This is a genomic window from Lapillicoccus jejuensis, from assembly GCF_006715055.1.
Classification (GTDB): Bacteria; Actinomycetota; Actinomycetes; order Actinomycetales; family Dermatophilaceae; genus Lapillicoccus; species Lapillicoccus jejuensis.
This window is the reverse complement of record NZ_VFMN01000001.1, coordinates 3,082,063-3,094,659: the sequence shown is the minus strand read 5'-3', so window position 1 is coordinate 3,094,659 and position 12,597 is coordinate 3,082,063. Positions and strand designations below refer to the sequence as shown.

The 12,597-nt window shown below is 77.4% G+C and carries 15 protein-coding genes; 8 read left to right on the top strand and 7 right to left on the bottom strand.

The window, feature by feature from the left end:
- Positions 1-9 precede the first annotated feature (9 nt).
- On the bottom strand, positions 10-1,668 hold the full coding sequence (locus FB458_RS14410; protein ID WP_211356050.1) for a DAK2 domain-containing protein: 1,659 nt from the start codon (positions 1,666-1,668) through the stop codon (positions 10-12).
- Positions 1,669-1,880: 212 nt separating this feature from the next.
- Here FB458_RS14410 and rpmB point away from each other — a divergent pair, with 212 nt between their 5' ends.
- Positions 1,881-2,066, top strand: coding sequence for a 50S ribosomal protein L28 (gene rpmB, locus FB458_RS14405; RefSeq protein WP_141849104.1), 186 nt, complete (start codon positions 1,881-1,883; stop codon positions 2,064-2,066).
- Positions 2,067-2,154: 88 nt separating this feature from the next.
- Here rpmB and thiL read toward each other — a convergent pair whose 3' ends face one another.
- Positions 2,155-3,174, bottom strand: coding sequence for a thiamine-phosphate kinase (gene thiL, locus FB458_RS14400; RefSeq protein ID WP_141849103.1), 1,020 nt, complete (start codon positions 3,172-3,174; stop codon positions 2,155-2,157).
- A gap of 100 nt (positions 3,175-3,274) precedes the next feature.
- Between thiL and FB458_RS14395 the strand changes: the two genes are divergently transcribed.
- Complete coding sequence (locus tag FB458_RS14395; protein ID WP_141849102.1) at positions 3,275-3,508, top strand: Lrp/AsnC family transcriptional regulator; 234 nt, start codon at positions 3,275-3,277, stop codon at positions 3,506-3,508.
- Between the two features lie 7 nt (positions 3,509-3,515).
- Positions 3,516-3,980 carry a DUF3515 family protein gene (locus tag FB458_RS14390; protein WP_246061218.1) on the top strand — a complete coding sequence of 155 codons (465 nt, stop codon included), beginning with the start codon at positions 3,516-3,518 and terminating at the stop codon, positions 3,978-3,980.
- 35 nt (positions 3,981-4,015) lie between these two features.
- Here the strand turns inward: FB458_RS14390 and FB458_RS14385 are convergent, their stop codons facing one another.
- The 3 genes from FB458_RS14385 to FB458_RS14375 are packed head-to-tail and all read right to left on the bottom strand — an operon-like array spanning position 4,016 to position 6,053.
- A complete protein-coding gene (locus FB458_RS14385) occupies positions 4,016-4,537 on the bottom strand; it encodes a DUF1990 domain-containing protein (protein WP_141849101.1) in 522 nt (173 codons plus the stop codon).
- Positions 4,534-4,929 carry a GntR family transcriptional regulator gene (locus FB458_RS14380; protein ID WP_141849100.1) on the bottom strand — a complete coding sequence of 132 codons (396 nt, stop codon included), beginning with the start codon at positions 4,927-4,929 and terminating at the stop codon, positions 4,534-4,536. Before FB458_RS14380 ends, FB458_RS14385 begins: the two co-directional genes overlap by 4 nt.
- The gene (locus FB458_RS14375; protein ID WP_141849099.1) at positions 4,926-6,053 is read right to left on the bottom strand and encodes a D-alanine--D-alanine ligase family protein; all 1,128 of its coding nucleotides are present in this window, start codon (positions 6,051-6,053) and stop codon (positions 4,926-4,928) included. The genes FB458_RS14380 and FB458_RS14375 overlap by 4 nt, the downstream gene beginning before the upstream one ends.
- 50 nt (positions 6,054-6,103) lie before the next feature.
- On the opposite strand from FB458_RS14375, the gene FB458_RS14370 reads away from it, so the two are divergent.
- Complete coding sequence (locus tag FB458_RS14370; protein WP_141849098.1) at positions 6,104-7,195, top strand: trans-sulfuration enzyme family protein; 1,092 nt, start codon at positions 6,104-6,106, stop codon at positions 7,193-7,195.
- 178 nt (positions 7,196-7,373) lie between these two features.
- On the top strand, positions 7,374-8,609 hold the full coding sequence (locus tag FB458_RS14365) for a hypothetical protein (protein WP_141849097.1): 1,236 nt from the start codon (positions 7,374-7,376) through the stop codon (positions 8,607-8,609).
- Positions 8,610-8,615: 6 nt separating this feature from the next.
- Here FB458_RS14365 and FB458_RS14360 read toward each other — a convergent pair whose 3' ends face one another.
- Both FB458_RS14360 and FB458_RS14355 read right to left on the bottom strand, forming a co-directional pair.
- Positions 8,616-9,614 (bottom strand): NAD(P)H-dependent glycerol-3-phosphate dehydrogenase, encoded by a 999-nt coding sequence (locus FB458_RS14360; protein ID WP_141849096.1) that lies wholly within the window; start codon positions 9,612-9,614, stop codon positions 8,616-8,618.
- Between the two features lie 13 nt (positions 9,615-9,627).
- The gene (locus tag FB458_RS14355) at positions 9,628-10,401 is read right to left on the bottom strand and encodes a lysophospholipid acyltransferase family protein (RefSeq protein ID WP_246061217.1); all 774 of its coding nucleotides are present in this window, start codon (positions 10,399-10,401) and stop codon (positions 9,628-9,630) included.
- Positions 10,402-10,609: 208 nt separating this feature from the next.
- Between FB458_RS14355 and cofC the strand changes: the two genes are divergently transcribed.
- The 3 genes from cofC to FB458_RS14340 are packed head-to-tail and all read left to right on the top strand — an operon-like array spanning position 10,610 to position 12,523.
- On the top strand, positions 10,610-11,296 hold the full coding sequence (cofC, locus tag FB458_RS14350) for a 2-phospho-L-lactate guanylyltransferase (RefSeq protein ID WP_141849095.1): 687 nt from the start codon (positions 10,610-10,612) through the stop codon (positions 11,294-11,296).
- 19 nt (positions 11,297-11,315) lie between these two features.
- Positions 11,316-11,540: a cold-shock protein gene (locus FB458_RS14345; RefSeq protein ID WP_141849094.1), complete on the top strand. Its 225-nt coding sequence runs from the start codon at positions 11,316-11,318 to the stop codon at positions 11,538-11,540.
- A gap of 17 nt (positions 11,541-11,557) precedes the next feature.
- Positions 11,558-12,523 carry a PfkB family carbohydrate kinase gene (locus tag FB458_RS14340; RefSeq protein ID WP_141849093.1) on the top strand — a complete coding sequence of 322 codons (966 nt, stop codon included), beginning with the start codon at positions 11,558-11,560 and terminating at the stop codon, positions 12,521-12,523.
- Positions 12,524-12,597: the final 74 nt, after the last annotated feature.

The following is a 12,597-nucleotide window of genomic DNA, read 5'->3' as shown; positions in this document are numbered from 1 at the left end:
CGGTGACCGTCACTCGACCCCCACGAAGAGCGGGTGGACCGGCTGCCCGCCGTAGATGCGGGTGATCTCGGCGTGGGGCGCCGTCCGACGCGCGGCGGCCTCGACCGCCTCGCCGAGCCCCGCCGGCGCGCTCTCGCCGAGGACGAGCGTGACGACCTCCCCGCCGTCGGCGAGCAGGCGCTGGACGACGTGGGCCGCGGTCTGCTCGAGGTCGGACCCGACGACGACGACCTCGCCGCCGACCAGGCCCAGCGCGTCGCCGGGGCGGCACGGTCCGGCGGCCGTGTCGGCCGCCCGGTCGGCGACGGTGACCGAGCCGCGCCGGGTGGCGGCGGCCGCCTCGGAGAGGGCCGTCGCGGCGGTGGTGGCGTCGGCCGACGGGTCGAGGACGGCGAGGGCGGCGAGCCCCTCGACGGCGGAGCGGGACCGGACGACGCGGACGTCGACGCCGCGCTCGGCGGCCACCTGCGCGGCGGCGTCGGCGGCGAGCACGGTGTCGCCGTCGTTGGGCAGCAGCAGGACGGTGGCCGCTCCGGTCGCGAGGACGGCGTCGAGGAGCTGGCCCGCGCTGGCCCGTCGGCGGGGGGCGCTGGGGACGGTGCGGGCCCCCGCGGCGGCGAAGAGGGTCGCCAGCCCCTCCCCCGCCGCGCACGCCACGACGGCGTACGACGCCGCGTGGAGCCGCGACGTCTCGGGCGCGGCGTCGGCGAACCGCTCGACCCGGACCCGGTGCGGGCGGCCCGCCTCGACGCCGGCCTCGAGGGCGGCGCCGACGTCGTCGACGTGGACGTGCACGCTCCAGGTCCCATCCGCCCCGTCCGCCCCGTCGTCGCCGCCGGAGACGACGAGCGAGTCCCCGAGGCCGGCCAGCCGGGCGCGCAGCGCCCGCACGCGGTCCTCGTCGGTCCCGTCGAGCAGGTAGGTGACCTCGTACGCCGGCCCGTCGCCCCCGAGCGGCGGCGGGGCCGGGCGGGTCGCAGCCGGGCGCGGCGGCGGCACGGACTCGCCCTCCCCGCCGCGGACGACGCGCTCGAGGGCCTCGAGCAGGACGACGTACGCCGTCCCGCCCGCGTCGACGACCCCCGCGCGGGCGAGGGCGGGCAGCTGACGTGGGGTGTCGGCCAGCGCCGCCCGGGCCGCGGCGAGCACCGCGGTGACGACCCCGGCGAGGTCGTCGCCGGCGGCCAGCCCGGCCCGCGAGGCGGCGCGGGACACGCTGAGGATGGTGCCCTCTACCGGCCGGTCGACGGCGGCCCAGGCCATCTCGTCGGCGCGGACGAGCGCGCGGGCCAGACCGGCGCCATCGAGCCCGCCGCCCTCCGGCCCGCGGGCGGCGATCTCGTCGGCGAGACCGCGGAAGATCTGGCTGAGGATGACGCCCGAGTTGCCGCGGGCGGTCAGCAGCAGGGCGCGGGCGAAGGCGCGGCTCTGCGCGGTGAGCCCGACGCCGCTGCGGCCGGGCTCGCCGGCCAGGGCGCCGTCGATGGTGAGGAAGAGGTTGGTGCCGGTGTCGCCGTCGGGCACGGGGAAGACGTTGAGCGCGTCGAGCTCGGTGCGGCGGGCGGCGAAGGCGGCCCGGGCGAGCACGGCCCAGCGGCGGGCGGCGACGGCGTCGAGCACGCGCAACGCGGGACCCGGCGAGGCCTGGGTCGTCGTCGGGCTGCCCACGCGTGACACGCTACCGGGCGGGGCCGTCCGTCCCGGTGACGGCGCGGGCGGAGGCGTTTTGGCCGGTGAGCCGCCCGTCGGCTACCCTTGAGCGGTTGTCCGGGGCGGTCCTCTCGTGATCGCGTGCCCCGGGTCCCCGCGTCTGGCTCTCTCGCCGTGCGCAGCGACCGACAACCCGTCCATCGACTTCGAGCATTCCCAGGAGATCCACCGTGGCTGCCAACTGCGACGTCTGCGGCAAGGGGCCGTCCTTCGGTCACAACATCTCGCACTCGCACCGTCGTACGAAGCGCCGTTGGAACCCCAACATCCAGCGCGTCCGGGCGATGGTCGGTGCGACCCCGAAGCGCCTCAACGTCTGCGCCTCGTGCCTCAAGGCCGGCAAGGTCACCCGCTGACCCTGCTCCACCCCTGAGGTGCGTCCAGCGCCCCGCACGACCTCGACGGCCGGCACCCTCCGTGGTGCCGGCCGTTCGTCGTGCCCGCTCAGGGCCGGAAGTGGTCCCAGCCGCCGCCGTGGGCGTGGACCCCGGCCACGGTGACGCCCGGCCCGTCGACCCCCGCCGGCCGGACCCGGCCGATGGTCCGGAACCCCTCGGGGAGGGTCGTGTCCGTCGGGAACGTCGCGAGCAGCGAGTGCTCCTCGCCGCCCTCGACGACCGCGCGCCGGGCGTCCTGCTCCCCCAGCGCGGGCGCCAGCCGGGCGACGTCGCCCGCGAGGGGCGCCGGGTCGAGGTCGAGGACGACGCCGCCGGCCCGCCCGATCCGGCCGCCGTCGCGCAGCAGCCCGTCGGAGACGTCGAGCATCGCCGTCGCCCCCGCCACGGCCGCCGCCGGGCCCAGCGTGAGCGGCGGTCGCGGCCGGCGGTGGACGGCGACCGCCTCCGGGTCCGCCTCGGGCCGGCCCTCGCGCAGCAGCCGCCACCCGGCGTCGGACAGACCGAGGGTGCCGGCGACGGCGACGACGTCCCCCGGGCGCGCGCCGGAGCGCCGTACGGGGTCGCGTCCCTCGAGGTCCCCCAGGGCGGTCACCGAGACCGTCAGCGTGCCCGGCCCGGCGGACGACAGGTCGCCGCCGAGGACGGCGACGCCCGCGTCGGCGCAGGCCCGGGCGACGGCGTCGGTGAAGGCGAGCACCCAGGCGACCTCGGTGCCCGGGTCGGCGACGAGGGTGACGAGGATCCCGGTCGGGCGGGCGCCCATCGCGGCGACGTCGGCGAGGTTCTGCGCGACGACCTTGGCGCCGACGTCCCCCGGGCCGGACCAGTCGTCGCGCCAGTCGCGGCCGCGGACCATCGTGTCCGTCGTCGCGACGACGGAGCCCCCGGGTGCGGCGAGGACGGCGGCGTCGTCGCCGGGGCCGAGCAGCATCAGCGGCGTCGGCCCGGATGCGGCGGCGAACCGCGGCACCACCTGGGCGAGCAGCTCGTCCTCGTCGAGGTCGCTCAGTCGTCGGGTCGGCCCGTCCGCCTCGCCCACGCCGTCCCCGCCCTCTCTGCCGGCCATCGGTGTGCCGCCTGCGCGGACCCGGCACCCCGCACGGTAGCGTCACCCCTGCGCGACGACGCGTCCGCACTTCCCCCGAGGCGATCCCGAGGAGCAACAGGTGGTCCAGGCGTACATCCTCATCCAGACCGAGGTGGGCAAGGCGGCCACCGTCGCCGAGACCGTCGGCGCGATCCCGGGTGTCGTCACCGCCGAGGACGTCACCGGCCCGTACGACTGCATCGCCCGCGTCGAGGCGGCGACGGTCGACGAGCTCGGCAAGCTCGTCATCGCGCGGATCCAGGACGTCCCCGGCATCACCCGCACGCTGACCTGCACGGTCGTCCACGTCTGACGCACCCGTGCGGCGCGCCGGCCGGCTCGGCCTGATCGGCGCGGCCGCCATGCTCGCCGCGGCCCCGCTCGCCGGCTGCTCGCGGTCGGTGTCCGTCGCGGTGCCCGCCCAGGGCACCTCCCCCGCCTGTACGGCGCTCGCCCGCGCCTGGCCGGCGTCGGTGTCCGGCCTCGAGCCGGTCGACACCGACCCGGTCTCACCGGCGGTGCGTGCGTACGGCGACCCGGCCGTCATCGCCCGCTGCGGCGTCCCCGAGCCGGGCCCGTCGACCGACTGCCTGTCGGTCAGCGGGGTCGACTGGGTCGTCTCGACCCTGTCCGACGGGGCGAGGTTCGTCACCTTCGGCCGGTCGCCGGCCCTGGAGGTCCTCGTGCCGCAGGGGCACACGACGCCGGGCAACGAGGGGTCGCTACTGCCGGTCTTCGGCCCCGCCGCGCAGACGCTGCCGGCCGACGGGCGCCGCTGCAGCTGACCGCCGCTCGGGCGCTGACCCTGAGGGGAGCCGGCTCAGGCCGGGTCGTCGAGCGCGTGCAGGTAGGCGGTGGCGACGAGCGCCTGGCCGAGCCGGCCGAGCGGCCCCGCCACCCGGGTCAGCAGGCTGCCCGGACGCGAGACGGCGGCGATGGTCAGCCGCACCCGGTCGCCCTCCGCGGTGAGGCCGAAGGACTCGACCCCGGCCACCGGGTGCCCGGGCAGCGTGACGTAGACGAACCCGCGCCGCCCCGGCTCGTCGAGCACCTCGACGACGCGGCACGGCGCGATGAGCGCGAGCGGGCCGACGCCGATCCGCAGGTCGACGACCGTGCCCTCCTCGATGCGCTCGGACGACGGGTCGGCGCCGCGACCGACCCCGCGCTGCAGCCGCCAGTGCAGGAGCCGCTCGGCGGCGGTGTCGAGGTCGAGACCGGGCGGCAGCAGCCGGCTGCGGCGCACCGACGCGAACCCCGCCGGCGCTCCGTCCCCGGGGCGCAGTGCCGCGTCGACCGTCGGCGTCAGCGCGCGCAGACGGCGCTCCCGGTCCGGGGTCATGCGCCGGTCCCGTGCAGCGCGTCGTCGACAGCGCGGCGGATGGCCTCGTCGTCCGCCCCCAGCGACCGCAGTCGCCGTACGGCGTCCTGCGCCGCCTCCTCGACCCGGTGGCGTCGTACGTCCTCGGAGAGGGTGGCGCCGACCCCGTCGGCGACCCGCGTCCCCGCGCCGCGGCGGGTCTGCACCAGACCGGCCTGCTCGAGCTCCCGGTAGGTCCGCGCGACCGTCCCGGCGGCGAGGCCGAGGTCGGCCGCGAGCTGCCGCACCGGAGGCAGCCGCTCCCCGGCGGGCAGATCACCGCTCGCGACGAGCCCGGCGACCTGGCGGCGCAGCTGCTCGTACGGCGGGGTCGGGTCGCCCTCGTCGACGCGCAGGTCGAGCGTCGTGCTCACCGCAGCCCGGTGCGCCGCTCGAGCGCGAGCGTGAGCAGCTCGTCGATGAGGCTGGGGTAGTCGAGCCCTGACGCGGCCCACATCCGCGGGTACATCGAGAACGGCGTGAAGCCCGGCATCGTGTTGATCTCGTTGACCAGGACACGACCGTCGTCGGCGACGAAGCAGTCGACGCGGGCCAGACCCTCGCAGCCGAGCGCCTCGAAGGAGGCGGCGGCGAGGCGTCGTACCTCGTCGGCCTGCTCGGCCGGCAGGTCGGCGGGGCAGCGCAGGTCGACGTCGGCCTCGGCGAGGTACTTGGCCTCGAAGTCGTAGAACTCGTGCGCGCCGTGGACGGCGATCTCGCCGACCATCGACGTGCGCGGGGCGTCGGTGCCGTGCCCCTCGAGGACGGCGCACTCGATCTCGCGGCCGACGATCCCCTCCTCGACGACGACCTTGGGGTCGTGCTCGCGGGCGGCCTCGACCGCCGCCTCGAGCCCCGACGCGTCGTGGACCTTGGTGATCCCCATGCTCGACCCGGCGCGGGCCGGCTTGACGAAGAGCGGGTAGGCCAGGCCCTCGAGGGTCGCGAGCGCGGCGACCCGGTCCGCGCGCCAGGCGCGGTCGGTGATGACCCGGTACGGGCCGACGGGGAGCCCGGCCGCGGCGAAGACGACCTTCATGTAGTGCTTGTCCATCCCCGCCGCGGAGGCGAGGACACCGGAGCCGACGTACCGGACGTCGGCGAGCTCCAGGTACCCCTGCAGGGTCCCGTCCTCGCCGAACGGGCCGTGCAGCAGCGGCAGGACGACGTCGACGTCGCCGAGGGTGCGCGGCGGCTCGCCCGCCTCGAGGACGGTGAGGCTGCGGTCCCGGGTGGACAGCGGGACGAGGACGGCGGCGGCGTCCGGGTCGACCTCCGGGAGGTGACCGGGGGCGATGGCCAGCGGCTCGGGGTCGTCGGCGGCGAGCACCCAGCGGCCGTCCTTGGCGATGCCGATGGGGACGACGTCCCACTTTCCCCGGTCGATCGCGCGCAGCACGCCGCCGGCGGTCGCGCAGGACACCGCGTGCTCGGAGGAGCGGCCGCCGAAGACGACGGCGACGCGGGGTCGGCGGGGGTGCTGCGGCTGCTCGCTCATCGCGCCCGACCCTACAAGGGCGGCCCCGCCGCTCCCCCTACGCTGGACCGGTGAGTCACGACCCCGCGCACGACGGCCTCGCCCCCGCCACCCTCGCCGTCGCCCTCGGTCGGCCGGCCCGGGTGCCCGGCGCCGCGGTCAACCCCGGGGTCGAGCTGACGTCGACGTACGCCGCCCCCGAGCAGGGAGTCGGCTACGGCCGCAACGGGAACGCGACGTGGACCGCTTTCGAGGAGGCGCTCGGCGGGCTCGAGGGCGGCGACGCGCTGCTCTTCGGCTCCGGCATGGCGGCCATCTCCGCCGCCGCCTCGCTGTGCCCGATCGGCGGCACGGTCGTCGCGCCGCGGCACGCCTACAACCTCACGACCGGCCTCTTCGCCGAGTACGCCACGCAGGGCTACGACATCCGCACCGTCGACCTCACCGACACGGCCGCCGTCGTCGCCGCCCTCGACGGCGCCGACCTGCTGTGGACCGAGTCGCCCGGCAACCCGATGCTCGAGGTCGCCGACCTGCCCGCGCTCTTCGCCGCGGCCCGCGAGCGCGGCGTCGTCTCGGTCAGCGACAACACGGTCGCGACCCCGCTGCTGCAGCGGCCGCTCGCCCACGGCGCGGACGTCGTCGTGCACTCCGTGACGAAGTACCTCGCCGGGCACTCGGACGTCGTCCTCGGCGCCGTCGTCACGGCACCGGAGGGCGACGGGCCGGGCCTGCACGAACGGCTGCTGCGCCGCCGCACCCTGCACGGCGGCATCGCCGGGCCGATGGAGGCGTGGCTGGCGCTGCGCGGGCTGCGCACCCTGGCGCTGCGGGTCGAGCGCTCGGCCGCCAACGCCGCCGAGCTGGCCCGCCGGCTGGAGGGTCATCCGCGCGTCGAGCGCGTGCGCTACCCGGGCTTCGGCGGGATGGTCGCCATCGAGGTCGCCGGCGGCGCCGCGGCCGCCGACGCCACCGCCGCCGGCTGCCGGCTGTGGCTCGACGCGACGAGCCTCGGCGGCGTCGAGTCGCTGCTCGAGCGCCGCCGCAAGTACCCGGCCGAGGTGCTCACCGTGCCGGAGAACCTGCTGCGCCTCTCGGTCGGCATCGAGGACGTCGACGACCTCTGGCGCGACCTCGACGCGGCGCTGCGCGCCTCGGCCTGAGGCGGGCGCCTGACCGGAACCGGCCGCCCGGGGAGCGCCTGGGCCGCCGGGATCCGGCCGGTTTGGCCGTTCGGGGCCACTTCCGTCGGTTCTGGCCCGGGATGCACGCACCTGTCCTAGCGTGACCGCCGTCGGGCCGACGCCGTGCCGGCCCTGCTCGCTGAACGGGGGCGGCGCCGTGCGTCGCAGCATCATCGCCATCCTGGGGGGCCTGGCCGCCCTCGTCCTGCCAGCCGCACCGGCCCCGTCGGCCGCGCCCGTCGCGGCCGTCGTGCAGGCCGCGCCCGTCGTGCAGGTCGCGGCGGTCAGCCTCGACCCGCGGGGCCGCGTGGTCGGCGCCTACCCCTGGTCGCTGCAGGTCAGCGCCGACGGCGGGACGGTGCTGTGGGCCAGCGACGACGACGTGACGACGGTCGCCGCCGGTCAGCAGTGGTACCTGCTGCGCCGCGCGACCGGAACGGTCACCCTCGTCTCGGCGGCGCCGGACGGGACCCCGGCCGACGGGATGCACCTCGTGTCGGGGGCGGCCCTGTCGGGCGACGGGTCCCTGGTCCTGCTGTGGGACCGGGACGCGACCACCCTGCTGCCCGACCTCGGCAGCGCCGCGAGCGTCGTGCTGCTGCGGCGGCCCGACACGGGCGCGACGAGCGTGCTGCGGCTGCCGACGGTCACCACCTCGACCCGGGGCGTCGCGCGGCTGCGCGTCCAGACGGCCGCGCTCAGCGCCGACGCGCGGTGGGTGACGGTGGGCGGGCAGGTGCCGCAGGGCGCCGGGGCGCCGTACGAGGCCGTCGTCCGGCTCGACCGCACGACCGGCACCTGGACCACGCTGTGCGGCGGCGAGGCCGACGGCGACCGCTGCCGGCTCACCACCTCCTCCCCCGACGGCCGGTACGCCGCCCTCGACCGCTGGCCCGCGCCGACGGTGCTGCACGACGCCGTCACCGGGGTCGAGCGGGCCTGGCCCGTCGACGCCGACGGCGTCCCGCAGCCGTGCGTCGTCGCCGCCGACTCGACCCGCCTCGTCTGCGAGCGGCACTCCGCGCAGCCGACCCAGCCCGGCGGCGTGGACACGACGCTGGTGTCGCGGGCGCTGCCCGACCTCTCGGTGGTGACCACCCTGCGGCTGCGCGGGCTGGTCACCGTGAGCGCGGCGACCGCGGGCGCCGCGCAGCTGGCCGTCGAGGCCCGGCGCCCGGGTAGCCGGCTCAGCGACGCCCAGCGCGTCGACGGCGCGACCGGGGCGCGGGCGACCGTCTCGGTCGGTCCCGACGGCACCCCGACGACGATGGCCGTCCACACCGCGGGGATGACGGCCGACGGTGCGGTCCTCTTCACGACGCCCGACCGCGCGCTGGCCGACCGCCCTGCCAAGAGCCGGCTGCCCCGCGCCTACCTGGCGACGGTGCGCTGAGGCGGGTCAGTCGGCCTCGGACTTGAGGCTGCGGCCCATGAGCGCGCCGACCATGTGCTGCGGCGTGACCCGCCCGCGGACGACGGCGACGACGGCGCCGACGATCGGCATGTCGACGCCGTGCTCGGCCGCCAGCTGCGCGATGGACTCGCACGACTTGACGCCCTCGGCGACCTGGTGGAGCGAGGCACCGATCTCCTCGACGGTGCGGCCGCGGGCCAGCTCGACGCCGAAGGTGTGGTTGCGCGACAGGCTCGACATGCACGTGGCGATGAGGTCGCCGACGCCGGCCAGCCCCATGAGCGTCGTCGGCTCGGCGCCGAGCGCCGCGCCGAGCCGCGAGGTCTCGGCCAGGCCGCGGGTGATGAGCGAGGCCTTGGTGTTGTCGCCCAGCCCCATCCCCTCGGCCATGCCGACCGCGAGGGCGACGACGTTCTTCACCGCCCCGCCGAGCTCGACGCCGACGACGTCGTCGTTGGTGTACGGGCGGAACCACGGGGTGACGCAGGCGTCGGCGACCCGCTCGGCCATCAGCTCGTCGACGCAGGCGACGACGCTCGCCGCGGGCTGTCGCAGGGCGATCTCGCGGGCGAGGTTCGGGCCGGAGACGACGACGATCCGCTCTGGCTCGACGTCGCCGGCCTCGGCGATCACCTCGCTCATCCGCTTCGTCGTCCCGAGCTCGACGCCCTTCATCAGCGAGACGACGGCGGCGTCGGGCGGCACCAGCCCCGCCCACTGCGCCAACCCCGCCCGCAGGGTCTGCGAGGGGACGGCGAAGACGACGACGTCGGCCTCGTCGAGCGCCTCGGCGACGTCGGTGGTGCCCCGCAGCCCGGGCGGCAGCTCGACCCCGGGCAGGTAGTCGTCGTTGCGTCCGGCGCTGACCTGGGCGGCCAGCTCGGGGCGACGCGCCCACAGCACGACGTCGGTGCCGGCGTGGGCCATCGTCGCCGCGAACGCGGTCCCCCAGCTGCCGGAGCCGACGACCGCGGCGCGGGTCACGCGCGGCCCGCCGTCACGGCTGCTCCTCGCCGGTCCCCCGGTCGCGCAGGTAGTTGCCGGTCTCGGCCTGACCGTGCACCCGCGGGTCCCACCGCTCGGTGGGCGGCTGCTCGCCGCGCAGTTCGGCCTCGAGGGCGGTGATGGCGTCCATGAGCCGCTCGGTGGCCTCGCGCAGGGTCGCGCCGTCGAGGGGACGGTCGTGCAGGTCGCTGAGGTCCAGCGGCGGCCCGGCGGTCACGTGCAGCGTCTTGCGCGGGAAGAGGTGCAGACCCTTGCGGTAGTGCGGGATGACCTCCTGCGCCCCCCAGTGCGCCATCGGCACGAGCGGGCAGCGGCTCTCCAGCGCGATCCGCGCGGCACCGGACTTGCCGACCATCGGCCACATCCCCGGGTCGCGGGTGAGCGTCCCCTCCGGGTAGACGACGACGCACTTGCCGTCCTTGACCCCGCTGACCGCCGCCCGGTAGGCGTCGCTCGCCCGCGAGCTGCGCCGGTAGACGGGTACCTGCCCGGAGGCCAGGAGAAGCTTGCCGAAGACGGGGATCCGGAACACCGACTCCTTGCCCAGGAAGAAGGGCACGCACCCGGCCTTGAAGAGGTACCAGGCGATCGGGAACGGGTCGAAGTTGGAGATGTGGTTCGGTGCGGCGACGAACCCGCCCTCCTTCGGCAGGTGCTCCCAGCCGCTCCACCGCTTGGTCGTGAAGAGGAACATGAACGGCCGCACGATGGCGGCGACCACGACGTACGCGGGGTTGAGACGGGCCCGTCGACGTGCTGGCTCCACTGCTGCTCCGTGCCCTTCCTCGGCGCCGAGCGCCGCGGGTCGCCCGGTGGGAGGGTCCGACCGGGCCGGCGCCGCGCGGGCGCCCCACGCATCCTCGCCTGCCCCGCCCGCCCGTGTCGAGCCGCGTCCCGGCGCGCCGGGCACTCGGTCCGCGCTCGCCCCCCGGACCGCGCTAGGGCACCTCCGCCGGGCGGGGCAGACTGGGGCGATGAGCCGCGCCCTCGCCCCCGGTTCCTGGGCGGTCGTCGTCCCGGTCAAGGGGGGCCCGCGGGCCAAGAGCCGGCTGCGCGCCCCCGACGGCGTCGACCACGGGCAGCTGGCCACCGCGCTCGCCCTCGACACCGTCACCGCGGTGGCCGGGGCCGTGGGGCCCGCGCGGGTCGTCGTCGTCACCTCCGACCCGACCGTCGCGGCGACCGTCGCGGCCACGGGTGCCGTCGTCGTGCCCGACCCCGGCGCCGGCCTCGACGCCGCCGTCCTCGCCGGCGCCCGCCGCGCCGCCGGCACGGCCTCCCCCGCCCCGCGGGTGGCCGCGCTGCTCGGCGACGTCCCCAGCGCCACCGCCGGCGACGTGGCCACCGCCCTCGCGGCCGCGACGCCGTACGACGCCGCCGTGGTGCCCGACGCGGACGGGGTCGGCACCGTCCTGCTCACCGCCCGCACGAGCGAGACGCTGCGGCCGCGGTTCGGCGGCGCGTCGGCGCTCGCGCACGAGCAGGCCGGGGCGGTGCGGCTCGACCTCGACCTGCCGCGCCTGCGCCGCGACGTCGACGACGAGGCGTCGCTGCGCCGGGCCCTCAGCCTCGGGGTCGGCGACCACACCGCCGCCCTGCTCGCGCACCTCGGCACCCCCGCCGCCGACCGCGACGAGCGCGACGACCCGCGCACCGCCTGAGCGGCCTAGGGTGGGGCGCGTGCAGGCGAGCGTCCACACCTTCGACGAGGAGACCGGCGCCGGCAGCGTGCTGCTCGACGACGGCCGCGAGGCGCGCTTCGGCGCCGACGTGTTCGCCCGCAGCGCCCTGCTGCGGCTGCGGGGCGGGCAGCGGGTCAGCGTCGAGCTGGCCGAGGGCGAGGCCGCCGCGTCCGTACGACGCCTGTGGATCGTCGGCATCGGGCCCGGCGAGACGATCCGCTGACCGGCACCGCAGCCCCCGTGACCGGCCCCGTCCCCCACACCGGACCGCGGGTCGTGCACACCGCGCAGGCCCTCGTCGACGAGGTCGTCGAGGTCGACGTGCTGCCGCCGCGCGGCGGGAACGCCGTCGCCCGCGCGCGGCACCTGCGTGTCGGCGGGGCCGTCACCGTGCTCCTCGCGGCCGCCCGCGACGGCGCCGCCGCCGTCCTCACGGGGTCGGTCGGCACCGGCCCGCACGGCGACCTGGTCCGGGCCGCGCTCGACGCCGACGGGGTGCTCGTCGCCAGTCCCGTCGTGGCCGACGCCGACACCGGGGTCTGCCTCGTCGTCGTCGAGGCGAGCGCCGAGCGGACCTTCATCACGAGGTGGGGCGCCGAGCGGCAGGTCACCGCCGGGACGCTGCTGTCGGCCGACCCGGTCGCCGGGGACCTGCTCTGCGTCAGCGGGTTCACCCTCGAGGGACCTACGTGCGCACCGCTGCTCGAGGCCCTCGACCGCCTCGACGACCGCGTCGTCGTCGTCGTCGACCCGGGGTCGGCGTTCGCCCAGCTCGACGACGATGTCCGCCGGCGGGTGCTCGACCGCACCGACGTGTGGAGCGGGAACGCCGAGGAGAGCGCCGCGCTCACCGGGGAGGCCGACCCGGCGGCCGCGGCCGGCGCGGTGCTCGGACGGCTGCCGCGAGCGCGCGCCACCGCCGTCGTGCGCGACGGCGCCCGGGGCTGCGTGGTCGTCGTCCGGGGCGAGGACGGCGGGCGGGAGCGGGTGACGGTGCCCGGGGTGCCGGTGACCGCGCTCGACACGAACGGCGCCGGCGACACCCACACCGGGGTGCTGCTGGCCGCCCGGGCCGCCGGTCTGGACTGGGCGGCCGCGGCCCGGCGGGCCAACGCCGCGGGCGCGCTCAAGGTGTCCGAGCGCGGCGCGGACGGACCACCGACCGCCGCCCGCATCGACGAGCTGCTGGCCCGGCTCGACGGCTGACGACGCCGTCACCCGCGTCGGACGCCGAAGATCGTCGAGGAACGCCGCCGCCCGGACCCCACGAGCGTCGGGAC

Excerpts from the sequence above, each read along its gene's own strand:
- cofC (WP_141849095.1), top strand. The coding sequence starts at position 10,610 with ATGAGCCGCGCCCTCGCCCCCGGTTCCTGGGCGGTCGTCGTCCCGGTC.
- FB458_RS14375 (WP_141849099.1), bottom strand. The coding sequence starts at position 6,053 with ATGAGCGAGCAGCCGCAGCACCCCCGCCGACCCCGCGTCGCCGTCGTC.
- thiL (WP_141849103.1), bottom strand. The coding sequence starts at position 3,174 with ATGGCCGGCAGAGAGGGCGGGGACGGCGTGGGCGAGGCGGACGGGCCG.
- FB458_RS14385 (WP_141849101.1), bottom strand. The coding sequence starts at position 4,537 with ATGACCCCGGACCGGGAGCGCCGTCTGCGCGCGCTGACGCCGACGGTC.